This window comes from Enterococcus sp. JM9B (assembly GCF_009933265.1).
Lineage (GTDB): Bacteria > Bacillota > Bacilli > Lactobacillales > Enterococcaceae > Enterococcus_C > Enterococcus_C songbeiensis.
This window is the reverse complement of the sequence record NZ_MAEK01000020.1, coordinates 1-17,081: the sequence shown is the minus strand read 5'-3', so window position 1 is coordinate 17,081 and position 17,081 is coordinate 1. Positions and strand designations below refer to the sequence as shown.

Sequence of the window (17,081 nt, the reverse complement as noted above, 5' to 3'; positions counted from 1 at the left end):
CTTTTTATTTCCTACTTTCTTTAAAAAAATTCGATTCTCCGTAGATCATTCGCCCAGTTTCACTGTGATATAATTTATCTCCACGAAATGTATCAAATGCTGAATAGTAGTACTCATATAGTTGACTTGATTGGTTGTGTTGAATACTGATTCCCAGAATCTGTTCGGTCTTTGCTGGTTCATCCGCTTTGTTTTGATAACAAAGCAAAGATTCTATCTTGTATTGCTCAGCATCATAGAATACCTCATAAGTAACTGAACGATCTTTAAATTCACTCATCAATACAATTCGCTTATTTTCTATTAACTGATTATATTTCTCCGAATAAATTCCTTTCTCTACAGATTCCTTCTGATTTTCACTGAAAAAAATTTGATAAGATGTTTTATCAAATAATAATTTCTCCTGCTTCAACACTTCTATTTGTGGCGCTAATTGATAATATGCCGCTAATCTATGGTTTCCTGGACACTCAACCGTATTGATGACAATCACAATAGAAGCTTCTTTTAAAATAACTATTTTTCTCTTAAAAATAGCAAGCTGATTTTCAGAAATCCAACCACTCCAAACAGCTATAAATTCTGTTAAATCCTTGCTATTCTTCGTATTTGAAGCCAGAGGAGTTCCCATTTCATCATATCCCCAAGAACCGTTGATGCGAGTACTTGGTTTTTGGTCGATCATTATAGAACTGTGGCTTTCTTCTGATTTTAATTGAATACGCAGCTTTGAATCCTCACGATAAGTATATCTTCCTGGATCCACAATTAATTCTTGATTTTTCAGTAGAATACTCAAGCTACCCAATGCTGCGTGACCATGTCCACTACCATGACGACCATTAAAAAGAGTAATAAAGGTCGTATCTTCTTTATACGCCATAAACCCGCTATCTATCTCATCAAAACTAATTGGTAGTGATTCTTGAACAAGATGAGTTATTTTGGTACCTGTATAAAGATAACCCACTTGAATTTTCTCTTCATTATGAGACGTAATCCGAGGTAAAAAGCCACACAACGAATAGATACTGTAGATGTACGAAAAATCCACTGCATCACTGTCATTTAATGAAAGGAGTTTTCCATTGCTATCACAATAATAATGCGCCGCTTGAATTGCCTTTTTCAAATAGTGAAGAATACCTTTCGGAAAATAACATCCCGTATATTGTTTATTCAACCACAATTGTAACACACTCACAATGACCTCATGATGATACATTGGACTTTGCTCCCAATGTATCCCGTCTTGATAAAATTGAAGGGCCATCTCATGTGACAAAACAGACCACGCCCAATTCTCCGTTTTTTTAGTCACTATATCAGGAAGTAGCTGTGCTACATTTAGCAATCCAGTAATTGCCAAGACACCCCAATTACTCAAATAATTTTTGTCAATAAAGCTGGTTTCCAAATACATCGTTTGATTCAAAAAACTGTTCTTTATTTTTTTTATTTCTGTTGGTGTAAAAATTTTAGAAAGATCTCCTAAATAAATACAACTTTTTACCCAATTACTCAACCTTAATCCAACATCTAAATTTCGCCAAAGAGCTGGATTGTCCTCTAACAGCCATTCTGTAAATGTAAGTAGTAGTTCCTTCCATTTTTCCAAATATTTTTCTTCGTTTGTCAATCGATACATAAGAGCCAAATCAACCAAAAAACCATTGCGACTAACCATGTATATCCACTCTGGATCACCATTTGGAGTTTTTAGTAAATTGTTATAGCAAAGATTATAAGGAACATTCACTGCTTCCATATCCAGTGAATCGGTAAAAATAATTTTATCCTTCAATAGATACTCACATCTTCGAGAGATTTCATCAATAAATTTTGAATGCTCTAGTTGATATTGCTTTAGCTCTTTCTCTTCAAAAAACGACTGATGGTACATTTCAACAACCTGAAAATCCATGTTATTTCTCCTTTGTCTCTCTTTTGTCAACACGTCACTACATAAATTCTTCCACAGAGTCGCTTTATAAAGCTTTATAAAATACAAGAAGCTGAAATCAATGGATTTCAGCTTCTTGTACACACCTATCCTAAAATACCTAATGCTGAACCTAAAATACCGATTGCAAATAAAAGTAGTAACAATCGATACGTACTCCATTTTTTCTTTTTAACCAAATAATAAACACCAATTGTCAAAATAGCTGGTAACAATTTAGGCATGATTTTGTCTAAAATATCTTGGATTGCAACTACTTGATCCTCTCCACTGGCAAGTTTTGTCGAATATTTGATTGCAACATTTGCTTTTACAAATGATGTTGCTAATCCGGCAATAACTGTAACCCCAATAATGTTTGCAGCAGCTGAAATGTGACTAATTTTGTCACTCAGGGTATCAATAACACTTGTCCCCAATTTATAGCCAAAATATCCCATAGCAATTTTAATTGTCAGCATAGAAGCAATCATTGCAAACCAGAACCCCATAGGCGCAAATCCCAGTCCGTCTAATGCCATTCCGGCAAAAATTGTAGAAAATAGTGGAGCTAGTCCAAACTGTGCAATCGAATCACCGATACCGGATAATGGACCCATCAGCGCCATCTTGATGCTCCGTGCATTCTCCACATCTTCTCCATGATCATACATGGCTAATTGCATACTTGTAATAAATGGAACCATCTGTGGATTAGTATTGTAAAATTCAATATTTGCTGCCGCAGTTTCTTTCAATTTTTCAGGTTCATCTTTATAGATTTTTTTCAATGCTGGTAAGATTGTGAACAAATAGCTGACACCTTGGTAAGCATTATAATTAAACCCATTCTGCAAAAAATAAGAGCGCAATGATGTTTTAAGATAATCCTTTGAGGTTAATTTTGGTTCTCTAGATTCCATCAGTAAAGTCCTCCTCATCTATATGTGACAAATCATTGTAAGTTGGTGTCGCTGGTTTCTCTTGAACACCAGTAGTCTTTTTTTCTTTTTCTTTGTTGTAGTAGCTAATCAAAGCAAAGACCGTACCTACCAATGCAATCGCCATTGTTGGTAATTCAAGATAAGCTGCACAAACATAACCTAATAAGACGTAAGGAGTCAGATCTTTTTCTAACATGACAGACATAATCATGGCAAATCCAATGGCGGGAATCAAACCACCCGCTACAGAAAACCCAGTGACTAACCAATCTGGTAAAGCTTCGACAAACGCTTGGAGTCCTGGACGACTAACTGCTGCCAAGATTCCAATGATAAAACCAGAAATCAAAAATCCGATAAATGTCGAATTTGCCAGCCAATTATATTTGTTATATTTTCCTTCCGCAATTAATTGTTTTGCATTTTTCGTTGTTCCTGAAAAAACGGTATACAGAGCTGTCGTCACTAACTGAAACAGCACAGCAAACGGAAAAGATAGTGCCAATGCTGATTCTGGTGTAACGCCTTGATCTTTCATGGTGATTGCCATGATTGTCCCAACAATACCAGGACCAACTGGGTTTGGGGGAACCGTTCCTCCAGCACCAACACCAAATCCCATATAAGCAAGTTCTGCGAGTGCTCCCATTGCAAGAGCCGTTGGAATATCTCCAAGAATAACTCCGACAAAGAAAGACATAACTAATGCACGGTTTGTATAAATTCCTAAAAGTTGCCCAGCATAACAAAACGCTGTTACTAATCCAATCATAATGGCTTGAAAAATTGAGATGTCCATTGCTTTTCTCCTTTTATTTTAAAGTTTTTTCCAATGTTTCCAAAGATTGTGCCCCATCATTCGATACTGGGGATGTTTGGGTATTGAAGGTTACTTGGTACTCATCCCGTAATTTACGAAGGTTTTGTTTATCCTCCTCTCCTAGATAAATGAATTGAGATACTTTTTCTTTTCCTTCTGCAGCATGAATATTTCCGACATTTAATTCTTGCAAAGGAAAACCAAATTCCGCTAACTTAAGTGCATCTTCTGTTGAGGAAACGACGACAAAAATCGTTTGTGCAGGCGCTGCTTTCCAAATAACTTTTGCTGTACGTTCGATTGTCCAGAATCTAACACTCACCTCCTTAGGTACAACCGTTTTCATTAGTGTTTGCTGAATACTGTCCTCAGAAACTTTATCATTCGCACAGATCACCAAATTCACACCTAAGCTTTTAATCCACAACTGCCCTTGTCCGTGGATCAATCGTTCGTCGATCCGGACCATTTTTACATTTGGTTTATTTTCCATGATGCTCTCCTTAAAAATTTATTTTTTCTTGTTACCAATACATTTCCCAATCTTTGTAGAATCGAACCAGCGCTTCTAAATAATAGTAATCTCCCCAAATATTTCCTTCATCCACTCCTTTTCCAGAATGCCATGAGTAAACACCATGATTAATCAATGGTAGGATTCCATTTCCATTAGACTCTGTATAGTTTTCAATCAGACTTGCCAACATGCTGTGTTGTGCGTAAGTGTAGGTCAACTTATACTCATTTGTTTCTGGTAAAAATTGATTCATTAAATTCATGCCACAAACGGCAATTGCAGCTGCTGAAGAATCACGTGATTGCTGAGATGTTTCATCAAAAATTAAATCCCAGTAGCAAATAAAATCCTTTGGTAATCTATTTAAAAAGTAATTTGTTACAGCTTCATATACCGAAATATCAGATTCTTTTTTATGGTAAAAGTAGTTTAAGCCGATACCATAAATCAACCAGCTTTGGCCTCGAGCCCAACTAGAATCATCCGAATAACCTTGGCGCGTTTTTCCCATTAATGGCTTGCCGGTTTCAGGATCAAAATAAAAGGTGTGATAAGCTGAAGCATCTTCCCGTATGGCGTAATCGATCGTTGCTTTATAGTGATTATCAGCAATTTTGTTATACTTTTCATCCCCAGTAACTTCACTCGCCCAATAAAGTAAAGGAATATTCAGTAAACAATCAACGATCAAGCGATAGTTATCTTTTGCTCCTAATTCTCCCCAAGCTTGGATGAACCCACCCTTTGCTTGGTACCGAGTAATTAATTTATCGGCTGCCATTAACGCCGCTTCTTTTGCCAATTCCATTCCGGTGATTTTGTAGGCGCTAACACAAGAGAGTGAATACAAAAAGCCTAAATCATGATGTTCTACTTCAATATTTTCTTTAATACGATGATGAAAGCTGACTACTTGCTTTTCCGCTAATTTACGATATTTCTCATCTTTAGAGTATTCATAGGCCAACCAAAGCATTCCTGTCCAAAAACCTGTAGTCCATTCTATATTATCAATTGGTTCATAAGTATTATTTTTTGTAGCTGGCGTTGGGAATCGTTCTCCCAATTTATTCATATTACGATCAATTTTTTCTAAAGCTTCTTGAATTGCTCCTTCCACTTTTTCTTTTGTTAATAATCCGTTGTTAAAAAAACGCTGACTATTAATCAATTTCTCCTTGCTAATTGCTGTCATTCTTTGTTACATCCCTTCAGATTCAATTTCTATCGAATAGTAATTATGATGAATGATTGTGTTGGAAAATTCGATTGGTTTTCCGTTATCATCGAATGAAACACGATCAATTGTTACGACTGGTAAATTTATTGGCCAATTTACTTCTTGTATTTCTCTATCAATCATCTGAATTACTTCTGCTGTTTGAGCAAGTAATTTAAACTTGATATCAGCTTTCATTGGTAATGTAGTTAAGTTGTACTCAAGCTTTAGTTCTTTAGATAAACTTCCACCTTCTTTTAACTTGTCTACCGCTTCATCACTTAACAGATCAGATAAAACATAGCGAATTTGAATTTTCCAAACAAAGGAATCAATCATCGCCAACTGAACCACCTGAGTTAATCCCTTGCCACTACCCATTAGATACTGTTCAATTCGTTTATTTCTTATATTTGTATTAACAGTAGTAGTAGTTTTTTCCACAACATTTGAAAAACTATCTTCTTGTTTTTTCTTCGAAACTAAAGGGCCGCCTTCATCAAAATACACCTTTTTATGACGATAATTCTTTCTGACAAAAGTTCCTTCTCCTTGTTTACGAATAAGATAGCCACTTAACACTAGGTCTTGTAGAGCTCTTACAACAGTCGTACTACTAACTTGATAGATTTTTTTTAATTCGCCTTCTGAGAAAATCTTTTCTCCCGGCTGAAACTTCCCTGAGTCAATCGCTGCGATCAAATCATTTTTTATCATTTCATATTTTGGTAACATAACTGACTCCCCTCAACTTAACGTGTTAACTTACTGATTAGATAATAATCCCTTTACAACTTTTTGTAAACCCTTTATTTCGAAAAAATAGTATAATTTAGCCATTTACTTTTAGGTTTATTTTGTCTATAGTAATAATACGCTCATTAGCTTAGCGTGTTAACTTACAAAAGCATAGACGATTAGTTCAGATTGTTTTACTATTAAGATTGAATAAAAATTGGAGGTATACAATGATTGGATGTATTTTAACCGGACATGGTAGCTTTGCTCCAGGACTATCTGGGGCCGCACAGATGATAACTGGACCGCAGGAAAATTTAGATTTGATTCCATTCGAAGCTGAAATGGACCCAAAACTATTTGAACAGAATCTACAGAAAAGTATTGAGAAGTGTGTGGAAAACTGTAAAGAAGTAATTGTTTTTACTGATTTGTTAGGCGGAACCCCATTTAAAACTGCGATGTTACTCACTCAGCACATGAAAAATGTTGAAGTTATCGCTGGAACTAACTTACCGATTCTTTTGGAATTTTTAGGTAGCCGAATTTTTCAGGAAAGTTCCGAACAATTGATTCCTCAATTAGTTGAAACCGGTAAGCAAGGAATCATTCACATGCAGTTAAATCATGAGGAAGAATCAGAAATCGACGAAAACGGCATTTAAATACGACTAACCTCCTAAGTACGATTTAGTGATGTACTTAGGAGGTTAGTTTTATTTATAAAAAATGAAAAAAAACAAAAAACTTGATTCTACTTACAAAAATTATAAATTTAGTTGTTAATTCCATATATTAGTTATTGAACAAGTTAGCTAGAAGTAAAAATCCATGAGCCTATAATGCTAACTGAATTAATTTTAAGGTTGTATGTTCATATTTTTACCATGAAATTATCCATCGTTCCAAACTTTACCCTGCTATCTAAAGACTTTTTATTCGGATTCTATTGTTCTCGAATGCCCTTTGGTAGATATAAATTTGCCGATTCCCATCTCTTTTTCATAATCTATAAATGCGTGAAATACACAAAATAGTTGGTTATCAGTATCAGATGTGACAACTATACTATTATGCCCAGGTCCAAAAATCATTCCATGTGATTTCAATATAGGGTTTGTTGCATATTTAGTACTATTGCCCTATCATGATTATTTTCTAGCACTTCTGAAACAACTCGAAAGATCAGCTCCACATTCGCATCTTTAGTTTCCTCCACCTTCTCTTTTATATTCCTTATCATTATAGTGACCAAAACTTTGAAATTCATAATATCTTTTTTGATATCTAGCCATTTACTTCCTAAGCCCATTTCCATCAGAAATCCTGAACTCATTTGCTTCACATTGATGCTAAAAATTTCTTATTAGACTATTCCATATCTAGTATCTTAGAAATCGCTTCTATATTTTGTGGAAATATCCATACCATCAGCTATCACAATCCCTTCAACACATATTATCTCCCGATATTTTTTCAAATAATATGAAAATCCTCTTTTCAAATAGAGCCAGCGACACAGGTCAGTGGCTCTATCTATATTTCAGTCCCATTGCTAACAATCCGTTATTTTAGGCGACGTTCATTAATTGCTGCAATTTGGGGAACTGCTAGTTTAGGTTTCCGATTGACATCTAACAGACCGTTTATTTCTTGTTCTACGTCTGTCAGTTGAGTATAACAATAGCCGACCACATAAGGTAAATCTTGCACCGCTTGATGGACTTTATCAAAACGATCCATAAATTCCTCGTCATTTTTCACTTGATGACCATAACCCCATTCCTCTTTTTTTGAAGTTGAGAAAGCAATCCCACCAAATTCAGAAATAATGATTGGTTGATCTTGATAGTTATAGCCATCTGCAAAAGCGTAAAAATCTTTATTGAATTGAATATCATTATTGACTATGGCATCTTTGTCCGCATAGCGTGCAGCCAGCACCTCTCCATACTCTTCATAGTCATGAAGAGTTAAAATATCAGAAATTGTGTGGACCCATCCGTCATTGGTAATCACTGGACGTTCTTTATCGTAGGCCTTCGTCAGATGATAAACGGTTTCAGTAAAAGCCTGTTGTTCTTTGTTATGGGCAATATCTTTGATTCCCCATGATTCATTAAACGGCACCCATGTGATAATGCTTGGATGGTTGTAGTATTGTTTCACAATTGCCTGCCACTCAGCAATAAAATTCTCCATAGCAATATCATTAAAAGTATACGTGGAAGGCATTTCACTCCATACCAACATACCCATGACATCACACAGATACAAGAAACGCTCATCTTCTAATTTTTGGTGTTTTCGCAAGCCATTATAACCCAATTCTTTGATACGGTGAATATCTACCTCCAAAGCTTCAACTGACGGTGGTGTGATGGAAGATTCGGGCCAATAGCCTTGATCCAAAATTAATCGTTGATACAAGGTAGTATTATTCAGCAAAACTTGCCCATTTTGAATATGTATCTTACGCATTCCGAAATAGCTGCTTATTTCATCTAATAGATTACCTTTTTCATTATAAAGTCGGAAGGTAACATCATAGAGATTTGGTTCATTCGGCCACCAAACTTTGGTTCCCCAACAAGGATCTTCTCTAAGGCGAGTATCAAGCGCAAATGCTTGCATATTTTGATTCAGACTGCCTCGAATTCTATTAATGACTTCTCCTGAAAACGTCACTATTGCTTCAAAAACTAATTTTTCTTCAAGGTCTATAGGCGAAAGAACTCTAGGCCGAAAGACTACTTGATCTGCATCTAAATCTGGTGTGATTTTCACCAACTCCAGTGAAACAGACGTCATACGCTCTTCTAACCAAACAGATTTCCATATCCCAGTAGTTTGTACATACCAGCAACCAAAATTGTCTTTTTTCCATCGTTGCTTTCCTCTAGGTTGTTCACAATCCAATGAATCTTCCGCCCTTAAGGTAATTAAGTTTTCACCAGCTGTAACCCAGCGAGAAATATCAAATGAAAATCGTTCATAAGCTCCACGGTGAGCCCCTACCAAATGACCATTTATCCATACAGTAGTTTCGTAATCCACCCCTTCAAAGTTCAGCGTCAACAGTTTATCTGCTTGTTCTACCTTAAAATTTTTCTGATACCAAACCACCGAGTGTTGTTCTTCTTTATGAATTCCACTAGCCTTCGTTTCATAAGTAAATGGAACAATAATCGTTTGCTCTTTAGAAAATCCCTTCTGCCAGTGTTCCAATAATCCAATATTCTTATCATCAAACTTGAAGTCCCATTGTCCATCCAATGAAGTCCAATTTTCTCGAATAAATTGTGGACGGGGATGAAGTTTTCGTTTTACCATCATGTTTGTCGTACGCTCCCTATCGATTCTTTGATTTTTCTCATTACTAATTTATTTTATCAATCATGTTATATGACATAGTTCTAATTGCACATTACCATTGTCCTCGTAGATTTATTCTTTCTGGAAAATATTGATCATTGATTTCTTTTATTCGTGCCAAATTGACCTTAGGCTGACGATCATAAGTCAACAAACCGTTGATCTCTTGTTCTACATCTGTAAGTTGTGTATAACAATAACCCCATAATGCTTTTGAAGCATAAATCGCCTCCATAATACGACTATAGTCTTCTAAATATTGCTCTTCATTTTCAACAGTGGTATAGCCCCAACCAACTTGTCCGCCAACTTTATAACCGATACCGCCAAATTCTGTCAGAAGAATTGGCTGCCCTTGATATTCAAAACCATCTGCAAATATTGACCATTTACCGGGAGGCATATGAATCAATCCCTCTACATTAGCTAGTGTATCCTTGAAATGTTGATATTTTTTAATTTCTGCTTTTTGCCCATGAGAATAATTGTGGATAGCACAGATGTCCGTATCAGTCATTTCCCAACCATCATTAGAAATTACCAAACGTGTACGATCTAATGCGTGAAGAAGATGATAAATACCTTGCGAGAAGTTCTGCTGCTGCTTATCATGGTGAACTTCTGGGATTCCCCAGCTTTCATTTAACGGTACCCAAGTCAAAATTGAAGGATGATTGTAATCTCGTTCTACAATTTCAAGCCATTCTTTAGTTAAATTAGCTACAGCACTAGTGGAATAAGACACAGTAGAAGCGCATTCCCCCCAAACGATGTACCCCATTTGGTCAGCCCAATATAAGAAACGGGGATCCTCCACTTTTTGATGCTTCCGACAGCCATTAAAACCCATATCCTTAGACAATTGAATGTCTTTTTTGAAATCTTCATCAGTCGGAGCTGTCAACAGCCCTTCTGGCCAATACCCTTGATCCAACACCAGTTTTTGATAGAACGGATGATTGTTTAAAAAAACCATTCCATTTTCTGTGTGGACTTTTCGCATACCAAAATAAGAAGTTACTTTATCTAACAAATTTTCTTGTTGATCCATCAAAACCAATTGAACGTCAAATAAATTAGGACTGTCCGGGGACCAAGTCCATCCATTATCATGAAAATTGCTCCGGAAGATTTTGTTACTGTAGATGTCTACTTTACGTTTAATTTCTTGCCCCATTCCTTTGAGAATATCTTCTGTCAATAATTCTCCTTTAAAAAAGATCTGATATTTAAGTAACAAATTTGTCGTGGGCTGATTTAGCTTTACATCTATTCCCACAGTTCCTTCATCAATATTTGGAGTAAATTTCACCGTTTCAATGTACGAATTTCTCACTGGTTCTATCCAGACGGTCTGCCAGATACCAGTTGTACTGGTATACCAAATGCCTGCAGATTCTGGTTTCCAAAACTGTTTTCCACGAGGAATTTCTTCATTGTCGTGAAAATCTTCCACACGTACTGTTAGCTGATTACCAGATTCTTTTATCAAATCTGTAATATCTAATGTAAAAGGGGTGTGTCCTCCAACATGGGAGCCAGCTAACCAACCGTTCACGTAGACTTCTGCTTGGTAATCCACTGCTCCAAAGTGCAACAAACAGCGGATGTCCTTTTCTATTGTCCAATTAAACTCTTTTTGATACCAAACAATATCGTGAATTTCCTGATTATTAATACCACTTAGCTTTGTTTGGTAAACAAAAGGAACCTGAATTTCTTGAACAAACTTTTTCGAGTCAGAAAACCAGCCTTCTTGCTTTCCTACATTCTCATCGTCAAAAGTAAACGCCCACTGGCCATTTAAATTTAGCCAATCTTCTCTTACAAACTGTGGACGTGGATACTCATTTCTCATCTATTTTGCTTCCTTTCATAGTTACAAACCCAATGACAGACAAGAAACCTTCACCTATCTCGTCTGAAAAAGAATTCGTTCCTTACAAATTGTTAGCCTCATTTTTGTGGCTTCACTGTCTATTCTCCATACTATTTTATATAAAAAAAAGTAGCTACCACTTGCATCGGCTTATTTTTTAAAATTATTGAATCCCTCATCCTTAAAAAAATTTTGCATTATTCCTGTTCAAGACCGACTTGTTTCTTAATAAGACCGGCTTGTTTTAGCGCTTTATTTTTAGCAAAGTAGACAACACCTGTCACAATTCCTATTAGCATAGAAGGAATATCCAAAACAAAATAGGAGAACAATCCTTGTCCCAAAAAGAGCAATCCAAATTTTTTAGCTCGTTGACCATCCTTTAAGTAACGTTTTACTGTCACCAAATTAAAGATTCCTAATCCGATTAATAGTGAACCAAAGGTACAGGTTAATGTGAACATACTACTGTTGAGAGATTGTATTGCTTGTTCACTCACTTGCGCTCCCATCTTGCCACTGAGAGGAGCTAGTTTATAAAAACCAAAGTACAAAATAGTCACCAAGCCATCAATAATTTGCCAAATTCCCATAACAGTCATCATTCGTCGTTCTACTTTTCGATTCATTTTCTAACTCATCCTTTCACACCAGCAGACAATGACATAGATTGTAAAAAGTATTTCTGTGCAAATAGATACAGGATAAAGGTTGGGACGATAGCAATTAAAGCTCCAGCCATTAATAAAGTAGGTTTGGCAGCATACATTCCCTGTAGCAATTGTAAGCCAGAGGTTATCGGCATTTTTTCAATGTCATTAAAAACAATAGATGGCCAGAGAAAATCATTCCATGAACCAGTAAAAGCAAACAACGCAACAACAAGTAAAACTGGCTTAATTAGAGGTAATATAATACGAAAGAAAATCGTTCCTTCACTTGCACCATCAATTTGAGCTGCCTCATCAAAGTCTTTAGGGATGTTATCCATAAATTGTTTCACCAAGAAAATATTAAAAACGCCAGCTGCTCCAGGTACAATCATTGCAAGAGGAGTGTTGACCCAACCTAAAATATCAACAATCTTATACAAAGGAATCAAATTCACCACACTTGGAAACATCATAGTGGCCAGTAAAAATGAGAATAAAGCGTTCTTCCCTTTAAACTGCAAACGACTGTAAGCAAAGGCAGATAGGGATACAACAACCAATACCAACACAGTATGAGAAACAGAGATGACCAGTGAATTCATAAACCAACGAACCAAAGGGGTACTCGTATTATTCATCAACAGTTCTTGATAATTTGTCAACACCCATTCGATTGGCATAATTTTAAATCCAGATGTCATTAATTCCATTTCTGACTTAAAGGAAGTCAGCACTCCATAGGCTAATGGTATAATCCAAATGCATGCCATGGCTAGCAAGAATAAAAAGGCCACTATTCGTGGAACTGATATTTTTTTATGTTTTATCACCTTAAATTCCCTCCTAATCTTCTTTTCGTAACAATTTAAACTGAATCGCCGACACAATCATAATACAAATCCCTAAAATAACTGCCATAGCCGATGCAATTCCAGCAATTGATTGACCTGAACCAAAAGCGTTTTGTTGGATATACATCAAAAGTACACGAGTAGAGTTGGTTGGGCCACCACCTGTCAGCATCAAAGGTTGTCCATAGATATTAAACTGAGCAATAGTAGTCATCACCAAGGTATAAAGAATCTGCCCTTTGATGGCTGGTAAAGTGATTTTCATAAATTTTTGAAAAGAACTGGCTCCGTCAATATCTGCTGCTTCATAAAAGTCTTTTGATATTCCATTCAAAGCTGCTTGATAGATGACCATATTTCCTCCAATCGTCCACCATACTGTGATTACGACTAACGTCATCCAAGCATAGGGTTGAGTACTGGTCCAAGGAATATCGGAGTTCAACATGGTGTTAATTGGACCATAGTTAACATTGAAAATTAATGTCCAAATGATTACAACTGCCGAAATGGCAAATAAAGAGGGCATGTAGAAAATTGATTGAAATATTTTCCCAAGTTTTGGTTTTGTATTTAAAGCCGCCGCTAAAAGTAAAGGAACTGCAATACAAAACGGTACGGAGAAAAGAACAAACTTAAACGTGTTTACTAATCCAATACGCAACTGTTCATAGAAAGTGGAATCTTTATTAAAAAACAATTCCTTATAGTTATCCAGTCCAATAAAAGTTGGAGAACCGAATAAATCCCAATCAGTGAACGATACATAAATTCCGAAGATAACCGGAATCAAAAAGAAAATGATAAAAATAATTAGATGTGGTGCAATAAATAACCAAGGTATCAGCTTTTTGTGTCCATGCTTCCCTGTGTTTGAAGCTATAGACGTATTACTATTCGTCGCCATCATATAGTTTTTATTTCCTTTCCATTCATGTGTACGGAGACCAATCTAGTCGGTAGGATGGCCTAGGATAAATCCTGAAGTTACTACATAGTATGTTTCTCAAAGACAGAAATACCCCAAACTATCTAAATATCAATCTATTTATCAATCTCCTTTAAGACTGTAGATTCCCTATTTTGATATAGTTTGGAGTTTTCTACCTCAGACTAAGTTTCCTTGAACAGTCTTACTTTACAGAGCTGTCTTTGGCTACTTTGTCCGCTACTTCTTTTTGCATATTTGCTGCAAAATCATCAACTGTCATTTTACCAAATACAACGTCTAGTGCATGGGCATCTAGATATTCCGCCACGTATCCGTTATATTTGTAATCAAAGATTTTCAAGGTTGCCTGTTCTTCCGGTGTACTCAAGAAGAAAGATTGTTCCATATCTGTATATTCACTATTATCTAACAGATCTAAGGTTGCTGGGTTTTGACCCGCTTTCGCCCATTCTAAAGAGTTTGTCCGTACCCATTCTAAGAATTCCATGATACCTTTTGTCTTTTCTTCGGAGCGATCTTTATTCTTAAACATTACAAATTGGTGAGAAGATGCCCAGTTAATAGCAGTTGAAAGATCTTCACTTAATTGTGGCGAGTTTGTTAATCCCCACTCAAACTTAGCTTCTTTTACTTGATTACGCATCCAAATCCCTTCTGGATAAAGCACCATCTTACCGGCTAGGAATAGCTGCGCAGGATCTTCTCCATCTCTCGTCGTCAACTTTTCTTTATACATATCAGCATAACGTTGCATTGCTTTCTTTGTAGCATCCGTATCTAATGTTGGCGTGGTACCATCTTCGGTTAGTTGTCCACCTTCTTGCAAGAACAACGAAAGGAAGTTTGGTTTTGCCCAAGTGATTCCTAGTCCCCGTACTCCATCTGCTTCTGCTTTCTCGCCAATTTCTTCAATTTCATCAAAAGTAATAATATTGTCATCTAGCGCCGTTGGTAGATACTTATTCAATAATTCTTTGTTGTAATAAACACCCCAGCTATGGATATCTAAAGGTACGCTGTAACGAACACCATCAATTTCACCTAAATTCCATGCTTCAGATACGTAATTATCCTCGTTAATATCCGGAAAATCTTTCAAAATATTGTCATAAGTTTCCAACATATCGTTATCTTTGTACTGCTTGATACGTTCAGCATGAACAATATTCAAATCAGGAATATTCTTGCCTGAGTTCACAACCGTAGGAATTTTAGTGTACATGTCAGATTCTTTAAGAGAGACGTTTTTAACTTTGAAATCTGGATTGGTTTTGTTGTAATCGTCAATCATCTTTTTCATATTGTCACCATCAGCACCAACAAACGGATTCCAAAAAGTAATTTCATTTTTGCTGTTGCTTGAAGATCCTCCAGAACTTGAACTTCCTCCACCACAACCTGTCAGTAACACAAAACTTGCACCAGTTAACAATACCGCTCCCGCTAATTTCTTGATGTTCATTTCTTTCCCTCCATTTTACTTTTTAGTTAAATTATACAAAAAAACTTTTTTATCAATTTAACCAATAAGTATATTTTCGCTCATATATCTGAGTACATATATAAATTAGCAATATTTGCAAGCGCTGTCAACGGCTTTATACAGAAGTTTATCAAAAACAACTTTACAGTTAAATGTGTTGCGTACTATAATAAGGAAAACATATAATCGTTTTACTTTTTAGTTAAAAGGAGATGCAATTATCATGGAACTAGACTTAGAACCTCATTCCTTGCCCGTCTATGAATGTTTAGCCAGTGAGACGCGCCTAAAAATTTTAAATTTTATCGGAAATAGAAAAAAAAGTATTGGCGAAATTGCCGAATACCTTGGTATGAGTAATGCAATTGTCACCCGTCACGTTCAACAGATGGAAGATGCCGGATTGCTTAATTCCGAACGCGGAGTAGGTGCGAACAGAAACAAAAAAATGGTTTTCTTGAAAATTGATGATATCCACATTACATTTCCAGAAAAAATATACCTAGGTTATCAATTACATCAAACTCATTTGAAATTAGGACATTTTGTAGACTTTTCTGTTATTCCTACGTGTGGACTGGCTACAGTAAAAGAAGTGGTTGGTAAAGCAGATGATCCAAAATACTTTATGGATGCTCGCCGGGTGGATGCCGGTTTATTGTGGTTCAATGAAGGCTTTGTAGAATATAAAATTCCAAACATGTTGGCAGAATATGAAGAACCCAACATGCTAGAAATCATTTTTGAAATTGCTTCAGAATTTCCTCTATCCAATAATGTTTGGCCTAGTGATATTTCAATTTATGTAAATGACATTTTAGTAGCCGTCTATACCGTTCCCGGTAATTTTTCTGATACCCGTGGACGCTATACGCCAAAATGGTGGGATGACAATTTTAGCCAATATGGTTTATTAAAACATATACGAATTAACAAAATTGACACTGGTATTGATGGCGAAGCATACTCTCCTATTACAATTGACGACTTGGAGCTAAATAAGCAGCCCTTCATTAAACTCCGTTTAGCTGTGGAACCAGATGCAACTAATAAAGGTGGAATGACTCTTTTTGGGAAGGGATTCGGAAATCACAACCAAGATATCATTATCAACACTTATTATTTAGATAAGGAATAGTTTCCATTGTCCTCACTTCTTCAATGAGAATATCAATATTTAGCTACCTTTTTTAGTGCATAAAACAGCAGCCTCTAGATATACCATAAAATTGAAGCGACCTACAATAGACAAAAAAATCTAACTTTTGGAGGTCGCTCTATAATTGGCGTTAGGATTACAGGTTCCTTTACAATATTTACTATTGTATGAATCTTTATTTATTACATCAAACTTTCGTACAAGGCAATAATCTCTGCTACCGTCGTATCTCGTGGATTTCCTGGTGTGCACACATCACGAAACGCATCTTCCGCAATCTGTGGCAAGTCTTCTGCTTTTACGCCTAGTTCTGAGATTGTTGCGGGAATTCCTACGTCTTTACTTAAGCGATCAATCGCTTCACATGCAGCATCCCGAGCTTCTTCTAATGAAAGGGTAGCGGCATTGGGAACCTTTAAAGCCACCGCGATATCCCGGTATTTTTCACCGGTGAATTCTTTGTTGTATTTCATAATCGTTGGCAATAACGAAGCACAAGCCACTCCATGAGGGATGTTATACCATGCACTCAAGGGATGCGCCATT

At 36.2% G+C, this 17,081-nt stretch carries 15 protein-coding genes and 1 pseudogene; 2 read left to right on the top strand and 14 right to left on the bottom strand.

Translation table 11 applies throughout. The annotated features are described in order from the left end of the window. Positions 1 to 4: 4 nt before the first annotated feature. From BAU16_RS05945 to BAU16_RS05920, 6 genes are all read right to left on the bottom strand, one after another. Positions 5 to 1,957: a heparinase II/III domain-containing protein gene (locus BAU16_RS05945; RefSeq protein WP_161526720.1), complete on the bottom strand. Its 1,953-nt coding sequence runs from the start codon at positions 1,955 to 1,957 to the stop codon at positions 5 to 7. Between the two features lie 95 nt (positions 1,958 to 2,052). Continuing rightward, positions 2,053 to 2,868: a PTS system mannose/fructose/sorbose family transporter subunit IID gene (locus BAU16_RS05940; protein ID WP_048603604.1), complete on the bottom strand. Its 816-nt coding sequence runs from the start codon at positions 2,866 to 2,868 to the stop codon at positions 2,053 to 2,055. Further along, complete coding sequence (locus tag BAU16_RS05935) at positions 2,858 to 3,688, bottom strand: PTS mannose/fructose/sorbose/N-acetylgalactosamine transporter subunit IIC (RefSeq protein WP_048603605.1); 831 nt, start codon at positions 3,686 to 3,688, stop codon at positions 2,858 to 2,860. Before BAU16_RS05935 ends, BAU16_RS05940 begins: the two co-directional genes overlap by 11 nt. Positions 3,689 to 3,701: 13 nt before the next feature. Continuing rightward, positions 3,702 to 4,202: a PTS sugar transporter subunit IIB gene (locus tag BAU16_RS05930; RefSeq protein ID WP_048603606.1), complete on the bottom strand. Its 501-nt coding sequence runs from the start codon at positions 4,200 to 4,202 to the stop codon at positions 3,702 to 3,704. 31 nt (positions 4,203 to 4,233) lie between these two features. Then, a complete protein-coding gene (locus BAU16_RS05925) occupies positions 4,234 to 5,421 on the bottom strand; it encodes a glycoside hydrolase family 88 protein (RefSeq protein WP_048603607.1) in 1,188 nt (395 codons plus the stop codon). A gap of 6 nt (positions 5,422 to 5,427) precedes the next feature. Continuing rightward, a complete protein-coding gene (locus tag BAU16_RS05920; protein WP_161526719.1) occupies positions 5,428 to 6,180 on the bottom strand; it encodes a GntR family transcriptional regulator in 753 nt (250 codons plus the stop codon). A 233-nt stretch (positions 6,181 to 6,413) separates the two neighbouring features. Between BAU16_RS05920 and BAU16_RS05915 the strand changes: the two genes are divergently transcribed. Continuing rightward, complete coding sequence (locus BAU16_RS05915) at positions 6,414 to 6,848, top strand: PTS sugar transporter subunit IIA (protein WP_048603609.1); 435 nt, start codon at positions 6,414 to 6,416, stop codon at positions 6,846 to 6,848. Positions 6,849 to 7,288: 440 nt separating this feature from the next. Here BAU16_RS05915 and BAU16_RS05910 read toward each other — a convergent pair whose 3' ends face one another. The 7 genes from BAU16_RS05910 to BAU16_RS05880 form a co-directional block, all read right to left on the bottom strand. Further along, on the bottom strand, positions 7,289 to 7,495 hold the full coding sequence (locus BAU16_RS05910) for a hypothetical protein (protein WP_161526718.1): 207 nt from the start codon (positions 7,493 to 7,495) through the stop codon (positions 7,289 to 7,291). Between the two features lie 254 nt (positions 7,496 to 7,749). Then, on the bottom strand, positions 7,750 to 9,519 hold the full coding sequence (locus BAU16_RS05905; protein ID WP_137605803.1) for a glycoside hydrolase family 2 protein: 1,770 nt from the start codon (positions 9,517 to 9,519) through the stop codon (positions 7,750 to 7,752). 91 nt (positions 9,520 to 9,610) lie between these two features. Next, positions 9,611 to 11,416: a glycoside hydrolase family 2 protein gene (locus tag BAU16_RS05900; RefSeq protein ID WP_161526717.1), complete on the bottom strand. Its 1,806-nt coding sequence runs from the start codon at positions 11,414 to 11,416 to the stop codon at positions 9,611 to 9,613. Between the two features lie 218 nt (positions 11,417 to 11,634). Beyond that, positions 11,635 to 12,066: a hypothetical protein gene (locus BAU16_RS05895; RefSeq protein WP_161526716.1), complete on the bottom strand. Its 432-nt coding sequence runs from the start codon at positions 12,064 to 12,066 to the stop codon at positions 11,635 to 11,637. Positions 12,067 to 12,074: 8 nt separating this feature from the next. Beyond that, complete coding sequence (locus BAU16_RS05890; RefSeq protein ID WP_237579216.1) at positions 12,075 to 12,917, bottom strand: carbohydrate ABC transporter permease; 843 nt, start codon at positions 12,915 to 12,917, stop codon at positions 12,075 to 12,077. A 16-nt stretch (positions 12,918 to 12,933) separates the two neighbouring features. Beyond that, positions 12,934 to 13,848 (bottom strand): carbohydrate ABC transporter permease, encoded by a 915-nt coding sequence (locus tag BAU16_RS05885; RefSeq protein WP_048603713.1) that lies wholly within the window; start codon positions 13,846 to 13,848, stop codon positions 12,934 to 12,936. A 226-nt stretch (positions 13,849 to 14,074) separates the two neighbouring features. Further along, positions 14,075 to 15,355 carry an extracellular solute-binding protein gene (locus BAU16_RS05880; protein WP_161526715.1) on the bottom strand — a complete coding sequence of 427 codons (1,281 nt, stop codon included), beginning with the start codon at positions 15,353 to 15,355 and terminating at the stop codon, positions 14,075 to 14,077. A gap of 244 nt (positions 15,356 to 15,599) precedes the next feature. Here BAU16_RS05880 and BAU16_RS05875 point away from each other — a divergent pair, with 244 nt between their 5' ends. Next, a complete protein-coding gene (locus tag BAU16_RS05875; RefSeq protein WP_161526714.1) occupies positions 15,600 to 16,514 on the top strand; it encodes an ArsR/SmtB family transcription factor in 915 nt (304 codons plus the stop codon). A 203-nt stretch (positions 16,515 to 16,717) separates the two neighbouring features. On the opposite strand, the pseudogene BAU16_RS05870 reads toward BAU16_RS05875, so the two are convergent. Next, positions 16,718 to 17,081 (bottom strand): annotated as a pseudogene (locus tag BAU16_RS05870) (iron-containing alcohol dehydrogenase); the annotation flags it as partial.